Source organism: Pedobacter rhodius (genome assembly GCF_027213645.1).
In the GTDB taxonomy this organism is placed as follows: domain Bacteria; phylum Bacteroidota; class Bacteroidia; order Sphingobacteriales; family Sphingobacteriaceae; genus Pedobacter; species Pedobacter rhodius.
The window spans coordinates 960,773-969,842 of the sequence record NZ_JAPWGL010000003.1 but is presented as its reverse complement, the minus strand read 5'-3'; the positions used below and the strand labels follow the sequence as shown (position 1 = coordinate 969,842).

The window sequence follows — 9,070 nt, the reverse complement described above, 5'->3', positions numbered from 1 at the left end:
GGAAAGAGGTAGTATCTATCGGTCAATATACTTCATGAGTTATTTAGCCATCGGTCTACTCTCAATCCTTTTCACTTTATATTTACTAAATTAATAATTGTAAACATAGGAGCTATCGGATGAAGCGAAGCGGAACACCTGCCTTTAGTCGCAGGGAGAAATCTTTGAACCTTGCTTGCTAACTAAATACAAAGATTTCTCGACTGCGCTCGAAATGACGACTTTATAATTTCTATAGGGTTAACCTCTTCCGCCTCGTGTAGGTCTTCCGCTTTCTGAACTTCTTTCGCCTCCACGGCTTTGTTGTTGAGGTTGTGCTTGTTGCTGCTGACGTTGTTGTTGCATCTGCTCGTTACGCTGTTGCATTTGCTGGCGTTGCTGATCAGCCTGCTGAGCACGTTGTTGTTGAGCCTGCTGATCGCGTTGAGCTCTTTGCTGCTCTGCTTGTTGCGAGCGTTGTTGCTGCATCTGCTCATTACGTTGTTGCATTTGCTGACGTTGTTGATCTGCTTGTTGCGCACGTTGTTGTTGAGCCTGCTGATCGCGTTGAGCCCTTTGCTGTTCTGCTTGTTGCGAGCGTTGCTGCATCATTTGCTCATTACGTTGTTGCATTTGCTGACGTTGCTGATCAGCCTGCTGAGCACGTTGTTGTTGAGCCTGCTGATCGCGTTGAGCTCTTTGCTGTTCTGCTTGTTGCGAGCGTTGCTGCATCATTTGCTCATTACGTTGTTGCATTTGCTGACGTTGCTGATCGGCCTGCTGAGCACGCTGTTGTTGAGCTTGTACATCACGTTGACCGCGTTGCTGATCCTGACTCATCCTATCCTGCTGATTTCTTTGCTGCATCTGCTGGATACGCTGCTGATCACGATTGGCTTGTTCTTGTGTACGCTCGGTTGCCTGTCGGTTTCTTTGCTCCGCATCGCCAAAATTTTGATTGGCCCTCTCCGTTCTGCCATTCGCATTGCGGTTATAAACATCGCCCCTGCTATTTGGCTGATTATTGTTATCTCTGCGATTATCTATATTGCCGTTGTTGCCCCGGTTAGGCTGAGCCATTCTGTTATCATTACGCTGACCAAACCTGTTATCATTATTGTTTCCATCCCTTTGATCACGATTGTTAGAATAACTGTTATCACCCCTTCCGTTTCTGTTAAAGCCGGCATTACCTTGTTCAAATTTTCTCGGTGCAGCATTACGGTTATCCACCGTACCACGCTCAGGTCTAGGTCTGTAAATAGAAACCGCCCTGCTGTCAATTCTACCTGCACCTGGCCGGTTACTTTGTTCAAAACGATAAACCCTTACATCTCTATTAGTTGCCCTTCTAATGTCTTCTACCCTCGGACCACCATAATAACTTCTCCTGTTGTAAACATAAGTGTTATTTATAATTGTGGTATTTCGGATATAAATATTATTTCTGCCATAATCATATCTGGGAAACCTGTTGATGTAAATATTAGTTTGCGGAATAAAGTTCCAGCAAAACTCAGGAACAACATAGCGACGGCCAAAACTCAGGTTAATGCTGATACTAGGCGCCATTGGTGCCCAACCGTAATAACCATCGCCACTTCGCCAATCAACCCATGCCGGTCCCCAGTTTGTATCGGGCAACCATATCCACTGTCTGTAACTGTTAATTACCCAGCGGCCATAGTGAAAAGGTGCCCATCCCCAGTCGTAATTAGAAACCCATGTGTTGCCATATTCCGTCATAACCCAACGCCCATTGGTGTAGTACGGACGAAATTCCTGCTGATCTACATCCGGACGCCATACGTAGCCATATTGCGGATCCTGAATCCAGGTTCCATAAGGTGAAAGTTCATCATAAAAAGTTTGTAGAGAAATATTGCCGGTGTTGTAACCATCATCCTGGTAATTTTCTTCGTAGCCTTGTGCCCTGGCCAGGGTTGTGGTTCCGGCAAGGAGCGCAAATAGCCCCAGCACAAGTGCCGTAGTTTTCAGTGTTTTCATTTGTGTGTTTATATTTTAATAACCTAATGTGTGTGTATCAATTAGAGAACCAAAATTATGGATGGTTTAATATGCTTGCATAGTTTTTTCGTTTTCCGCGAAATAATGAGCTATGAACCACATTTAACTAATATTTAACGTTTTAAGGCTGATATAATTGTGCAGAAAAGAAGTCAATTAGAAATAAAATTTGCTACACCATTGTTTGCAAAATAGATTATATCGAAACGGCAGGAAATTTTAAAACTTAAATTCTATTTATAGTGCGTATTTTTGCGCTATGCAAAATGGCACTTTATACCTGATTCCTGTTCCGCTGGCCGAAGAGGCAGCTCACAAAACCTTTACACCTTATTTGGTTGATACCATTAATCAGATAAGTACCTACATTGTTGAAAATAGTAAAACTGCCCGCAGGTTTCTAAAGGACGCCGGTTTAAAGACAGCACAAAAAGACTTAATTGTTCATGATTATGGCAAACACAACAGGACGGATTTAGGCCAGTTTTTTACGGAGTTAAAGGCGGGTAAAGATGTTGGTTTGATGAGCGAAGCCGGTTGTCCGGGTATAGCAGATCCTGGTGCTGATATTGTTGCGGAAGCGCATAAACGCAATATAAAAGTTGTTCCATTGGTTGGTCCAAGCTCAATTCTCCTAGCTTTAATGGCTTCAGGTTTTAACGGACAAAGTTTTGCTTTCTGGGGTTATTTGCCTATTGATAAGGAACAACGTACTAAACGCATTAAGGATTTAGATTTATCAGCAAGCCGTTATAAACAAACACAGATTTTTATTGAAACGCCTTTCCGAAATAACCAGATGCTGGAAGAAGTTTTAAAAAGTTGTAAGCCTAATACACAACTTTGCATTGCCTGCAATTTAACTGGTGAGGATGAGTTTATCAAAACACAAAGCATTTATAACTGGCGTAAAGAAGAAATAGATTTGCATAAAAAACCAGCAATATTTTTGCTTTATTAAAAAACCCGCTGGTAAAGCTAATTAACGATACATTCCTTTACCTTCAATAAAATCTACAACTTTATCCGGCAGGAAAAACTGAACATTCTTTTTTTCCTTTATCGCCTTTCGTATAAAAGTTGAAGAGATTTCCATTAATGGGGTTTGTGTAAATGTTATTGCAGGATGATTTTCCCATTCCGAAACGTTTGCACCTGGCCGCGGATAAACATAAATCTGATAATTTTTTAAGAGTACTTCGTAGTTTTTCCACTTCTTGAAGGAAACCAGATTATCAGCACCCATTATTAATATAAATTCCTTTTCAGGATATTTTTCGTGCAAATAGGTTAGGGTATCAATGGTATAAGAAGGTTGCGGAAGTGCAAATTCTACATCACTTACCCGTATGTGCTCGGCATTTTCCGTAGCAAGTTTCGCCATCTCCAACCTGTCATACATATTGGTTAAACCACTTTTATCTTTTAAAGGATTATGAGGAGAAACAACCAGCCAAACTTCATCAAGTTCGGTGTGATTGGCCATGTAATTGGCAATAATTAAATGCCCGGTATGAATTGGGTTATATGAACCAAAGAAAAGGCCGGTTTTCAGTTTACGGTTTTCAGTTGACATTGTTCAGTTTTCAGTTCTCAGTTTGCAATTTTTAGTTATGTCCCTTCAACTCGCAGTTCTCAATTAGATATCACTAATTAATAAATAATTAAACAACATCGTATTTTTCAGGGTTGTTCATCATGTGATTCAATAATTTTCCAACCTCGTCACTTTGCAATGTTAATTTATTGTATTGTTCTTCAACATGATATTTACACTCAAGCGCAAATTTTAGCCAGGCTTTGGTCTCGCTATTTTCCATATCACTATCAGAAAGTTTACTTATAAAGTGTGCTTTATATCTTCGTTTCCTGTAAGCCTCAACCAGGCAAATATTTGTTGAGCGGGAAGATCTTCGTATCTGATCCGTTAAAGAGTACATTTCTTCTTTTGGGAAAAACTTACTCACTTCAAAAATAGATATTGCCAAATCAAAAGATTTTTTATAAACCAATAAATCTGAAAAATCGCCCACGTAACTAATATAAATATTAAATAGATGTTAAAATTTGTATTCGAAAATCGCTACTTATTGACGGATTATGCATCCAAAACTGAAAATTGCGAATTAATAACCACTAACTTTGAAGAAAATCTCCAACCAGCTTTTCAGCTTCAGCACACGCGGTTGCCAAATCATAGTTCTTCAAAATCACATCAAATTTATCCGCATAAAGCAATTCTTTTTCCGCTTTAACAAAACGCTCCTGCAATTTTTCAGGGCTATCTGTTCCGCGACCGCTTAAACGTTCTTTTAAAACTTCCAGTGATGGTGGCTGAACAAAAATGGCCAATGCATCTTCTTCATATTTTCGTTTTAACCGTATTCCGCCTTCTACATCAATATCAAAAATCACATGTTTACCTTCATTCCAGATGCGTTCAATTTCTGAGCGCAACGTACCATAAAAAGTGCCGTTGTAAACTTCTTCGAACTCCACAAATTCCTGACGGGCAACTTTATGCAAAAACTCTTCTTTGGATATAAAATAGTAGTCGTTTTCGTGTTGTTCTGCGCCTCTTAATTCGCGTGTTGTCGCAGAAATCGAAAAGCTTAATTCAGGAAACTTTTTTAATAAATGGTGAACAATGGTTGTTTTACCGGCTCCGGAGGGTGCTGAAAATATGATTAATTTGCCTTGTTTCATCTCTTTAAGCTAAAAGACTAAAGCAAAAAGTCCAAAGCTTTAGTCTTTGAGCTTTAAGCTTTGAACTTCTTATAATACGTTTAATAACTGTTCTTTTATCTTTTCTAATTCTTCTTTCATACCCACAACAAATTGCTGCATCTGCGCATCATTTGCTTTTGCACCCATAGTATTTATTTCCCGACCGATTTCCTGAGAAATGAAGCCCAGTTTCTTACCATTTGCTTCTTTACTGGTTAAAGTTTGAACAAAATAATCACAATGACTTTTTAAACGGGTTTTTTCTTCCGTAATGTCAATTTTATCAATATAATAAATCAACTCCTGCTCAAAGCGGTTCTGATCGATATTTACCTTACCCACCGCATCATCTAAAAACTGGGTGAATTTATCGCGAATGGCAGAAATTCTTTTAGGCTCCAATTCTTCAACAGATTTAAAATAGGAAAGTATATTTTTAATTCTCAACTCTAAATCAGCTTTTAAAACAGCACCTTCATCTTCCCTGAATGTGTTAAAATTAGCCAATGCTTCAGTAAAAATCTGGTATAACTGATTCCATTCATCTTCACTGATGCTTTCCTCTTTATAACTGATAACTTCGGGAAAAGTTAAGGCTGTTTGCAACAAATTATTGCTGTTTGCATTCAACTCCTCATTTACAGCAACCAGTTGATTATAATAATGGGCCAGTAAAGCTGTATTTATTGTTGCACCGGTAACCTCAGCCGAACTACGTTCAATGGTAATGCTCAAACTAACTTTTCCACGTTCGATGTCTTTACTACACACATTGCGCAGGATTAACTCTTTATCAGAAAAAGCTTTAGGATATTTTAAATTAAGTTCAAGAAACTTACTGTTAAGCGATTTGATTTCTACACTATACTTTGCATTCGCATAATCGGCTGTAGCCAGGCCGTATCCTGTCATGGATTTAATCATGCGCAAAGGTAAGAAAAATTTAAAGACTTCCTTAAGCGTATATCTTGTTTAGTTTTGGCGAAAAAAAATAAAAACCATTTATTTTTTTAATTAATTATCAGGTCAGCTAAATCCCCAATCTTGCAGATTGCCCCAATAACGCTTGCAGCAATGTAATCCAAAACAGCTCTCTTTTTATTATAAAAAGCTTTATATGAGTAAACATCGTTACGCCAGGCCTTAAAATTCGAACTGTTCATTTGATCGATAATGGTCGAAATGTTTTGCCCGTAAGCCTTCGTTGTATGCCAAACGCCGCTGGGAATATAAAACACCTCACCTGCTTTAACTGTCGCTTTTATAGGTGTAGCATTTCTGAATTTCGGATACTTTTCATAATCCGGGTTCATAATGTTAATTGGTGATCTGGAAGCCAATAAACCACCTTTTCCCGGGTACATTAATTCTTCCTGGTCTTTTGGAAAAACAATAACCTCTTTTTCGCCATAAAGCTGAACCAGCCAGGCATGAACATGATAAGTATCTTTGTGAACCTCATAGGCATTTCCAATACCACCAATATGCAAATCCATCACATTTGAAAGCTTATTCTTAAGCATTTTTGTATTCAGCCAATTTGGCTTACATAAATTCATGTGTAACGGTTGCATGTATGCTATTAACTCAGGCAGCTGCTCCATAATTTTAAACTTGACCGGATAAGGGGCTGGATTTTCCAATGTCCCCTTCTCTGTTAAATCAAGAACCTGAGAAACAGTATATTTTTCTGTAGCAAAAGTTGTTGTTCTGTCGCCAAAGTGTTTTCTAAAAAACTCCGGTGTAAAAATTTTATTTTCGCCCCAGACTTCTGTAGCGTTTTCAAGAATTACAGGCGTTCCTGTTTTTTGATACTTCTCAATAAATTCTTTGTACGAAAGATCAGATCTTCTATCAATTGTTGTCATTTTTAGAGCGGTTAGGAATAATTTGAACACTGATTCCAAGTAAATTTTTACTCCGGATAGCTATCAAATATATCTTTTTTTCTCCAATAAAAATCAAAAATTTTCAACTAAAACACTAACAGCTAGGCTTTATCAAACAAGTAACTTTTAAATTCTTCAAAATCTATACCCAGTTTATCTGCATGTCGCGGAAGGCTTTCCAAGGCTGTAACCTGATCGGGGATTTCGATCTTAGCCGCAATAGCTTCCGGGAAAATATCAGGGAATTTGCAGGCATGCGCCGTTGATAAAAATACAGACGCACTTTCGTCTTCCGGATTTTCTTTTCTGAATTTCTCAATAGCCAAATAAGCAATTGCCGTATGCGGACAAGCAACATAATCAAATTTGTTATCGATTTCTTTAATGCCAGCTAAGGTTTCTTCATCATTGAAACGGTAAGAAGTAACCACTTTCTTCAGGGCGCTTATATCATTGTTGAACAAATCCATAATACGAATCCAGTTGCTTGGTGCGCCAACATCCATTGCGTTTGAATAGGTTTGGGTAGATGGTTTGGTTTCGTAAACACCTGTTTCCAAGAAGCGGGGAACAGTATCGTTTATGTTTGTAGCAGCAATAAACTGTTTTACAGGTAAACCTAATTTATAAGCCAATAAACCTGCTCCGATATTACCGAAATTCCCGCTTGGTACGGAAAAAATTACATCGTTTAAACCATGTTTCTTTAACTGCGCATAAGTGTTAAAATAATAAAACGTCTGCGGGATTAACCTCGAAATATTAATCGAATTAGCAGAAGTCAGGCGAAATTTTGCATTCAGTTCACCGTCGGCAAAAGCCTGTTTCACTAAAGCCTGGCAATCGTCAAAAGTGCCTTTAATTTCGATGGCCCTTATATTCTGACCGTTAGTAGTTAACTGCAGCTCTTGTATCGGGCTCACTTTTCCTTCAGGATAAAGAATGGTAACCCGGGTATTGGGTACGCCCAAAAAACCTAAGGCCACAGCTCCTCCGGTATCACCTGAAGTAGCGACTAAAACATCCAATAATTGTTCGCCATCTTTCAGGAAATATGCCATTACACGGCTCATAAAACGAGCCCCAAAATCCTTAAAAGCTAATGATGGCCCGTGGAAAAGCTCCAATACAAAAGTTTTGTCACCGAGCTTTACAGCGGGTGCTTCAAAGTTAATCGCATCTTCAATCAATGCTTTTAAATCTTCAGCAGGAATTTCATCCTTTAATAAGGCTGATGCTACCTTAGTGGCAATTTCCGGCAAGGAATAGCGCTCTATATTTTTGATAAAATCAGCATCCAATTGAGGAATTTCCACAGGCATATATAATCCTTTATCCTGAGGCATACTATTAAAAACGGCTTCTTTAAAGGAAATACGCAGGTCTTTATTGTTGGTTGAATATAAATTCATTGTTCAATTGCTTTATTGTTCGATCGTTTGTTAAGCCAATCTTGATACTTGATACTCGCTACTTGGTTCTATAGCACTCTTGGTCCTTCAGCGTTAACCGAAGAAACGTAAGCTTTGCTGTTAATATTAATTTTTTGTAAGTATAGTTGCTGTGCTTTGGTTATTTTCTTCGCAGTTTCCTCATCTTTTGTTAAGGCGAAAACCGATGGACCGGAGCCTGAAATCCCAAAACCAATGGCCCCGTTTTCCATGGCGATGGCCCTCATTTCTTCAAAGCCCGGTATTAAGATGGAACGTGTTGGCTCCACCAGAACATCTTTCATACTACGGCCGATTAAATCGAAATCGTTCATGAATAATCCGCTTACAAGGCCCGCAACATTCCCCCATTGCGTAACCGCATCTTTTAAAAACACCTTACTGCGGATCATCTGGCGGGCATCCTTAGTTGGTACATCAACTTCTGGATAAACAATTGCAGCGTACATTCCGGCAGGCGTTGGCAAAGAAATTACATCCAATGGCTCGTAACTTCTAACCAGAACAAAACCGCCTAAAATGGCAGGTGCAACATTATCTGCATGACCGTAACCGCAAGCCAGTTCTTCGCCTTTCATAGCGAAAGGAACCAATTCTTTAGCCGTTAATAAATCGCCCATCAGTTTGTTGATGGCAAATAAACCCGCTACAGTACTGGCTGAGCTCGAACCCAGCCCACTGCCGATTGGCATTTTTTTATGCAGTTCAATTTCAACACCAATAGCTAACCGGTTAATGTGCTGCAAATAATGCTGAACACTTGCGCTCACGGTATTTTTAGTCGAATCCAGGGGTAAACGCCCATCGTCGCCGGTAATTTTTCTGATAACCACGCCAGGCGTGTTGGTTAAACGCATTTCGACTTCATCGCCGGGTTCGTTTACGGCGAAACCCAATACATCGAAACCACAGACGACGTTAGCAACGGTTGCCGGAGCGAAAACTTTTATACTATCTTTCATTTTTTAGCATTGAGTAGTGAGTATCAAGTATCAA

At 39.2% G+C, this 9,070-nt stretch carries 9 protein-coding genes; 1 reads left to right on the top strand and 8 read right to left on the bottom strand.

Going from position 1 to position 9,070, the window contains the following annotated elements; genetic code table 11:
• Positions 1-240: 240 nt before the first annotated feature.
• Complete coding sequence (locus O0931_RS14340) at positions 241-1,986, bottom strand: DUF6600 domain-containing protein (RefSeq protein WP_269416254.1); 1,746 nt, start codon at positions 1,984-1,986, stop codon at positions 241-243.
• 280 nt (positions 1,987-2,266) lie between these two features.
• On the opposite strand from O0931_RS14340, the gene O0931_RS14335 reads away from it, so the two are divergent.
• The gene (locus tag O0931_RS14335) at positions 2,267-2,968 is read left to right on the top strand and encodes an SAM-dependent methyltransferase (protein ID WP_269416253.1); all 702 of its coding nucleotides are present in this window, start codon (positions 2,267-2,269) and stop codon (positions 2,966-2,968) included.
• A 21-nt stretch (positions 2,969-2,989) separates the two neighbouring features.
• On the opposite strand, the gene nadD is transcribed toward O0931_RS14335, so the two are convergent.
• The 7 genes from nadD to O0931_RS14300 all read right to left on the bottom strand — a co-directional run bounded on the left by nadD (position 2,990) and on the right by O0931_RS14300 (position 9,036).
• Entirely contained in the window at positions 2,990-3,583 is a 594-nt protein-coding gene (nadD, locus tag O0931_RS14330) for a nicotinate (nicotinamide) nucleotide adenylyltransferase (protein ID WP_269416252.1), read from the bottom strand.
• A gap of 88 nt (positions 3,584-3,671) precedes the next feature.
• On the bottom strand, positions 3,672-4,040 hold the full coding sequence (locus O0931_RS14325) for a four helix bundle protein (protein ID WP_269416251.1): 369 nt from the start codon (positions 4,038-4,040) through the stop codon (positions 3,672-3,674).
• A 103-nt stretch (positions 4,041-4,143) separates the two neighbouring features.
• Entirely contained in the window at positions 4,144-4,713 is a 570-nt protein-coding gene (gene gmk / locus O0931_RS14320) for a guanylate kinase (protein WP_269416250.1), read from the bottom strand.
• 69 nt (positions 4,714-4,782) lie between these two features.
• The gene (locus O0931_RS14315; protein ID WP_269416249.1) at positions 4,783-5,646 is read right to left on the bottom strand and encodes a YicC/YloC family endoribonuclease; all 864 of its coding nucleotides are present in this window, start codon (positions 5,644-5,646) and stop codon (positions 4,783-4,785) included.
• Between the two features lie 98 nt (positions 5,647-5,744).
• On the bottom strand, positions 5,745-6,602 hold the full coding sequence (locus O0931_RS14310) for a cupin-like domain-containing protein (protein WP_269416248.1): 858 nt from the start codon (positions 6,600-6,602) through the stop codon (positions 5,745-5,747).
• Positions 6,603-6,724: 122 nt separating this feature from the next.
• Complete coding sequence (gene thrC / locus O0931_RS14305; RefSeq protein ID WP_269416247.1) at positions 6,725-8,035, bottom strand: threonine synthase; 1,311 nt, start codon at positions 8,033-8,035, stop codon at positions 6,725-6,727.
• Between the two features lie 68 nt (positions 8,036-8,103).
• The gene (locus O0931_RS14300; RefSeq protein WP_269416246.1) at positions 8,104-9,036 is read right to left on the bottom strand and encodes a homoserine kinase; all 933 of its coding nucleotides are present in this window, start codon (positions 9,034-9,036) and stop codon (positions 8,104-8,106) included.
• Between the last annotated feature and the right edge of the window lie 34 nt (positions 9,037-9,070).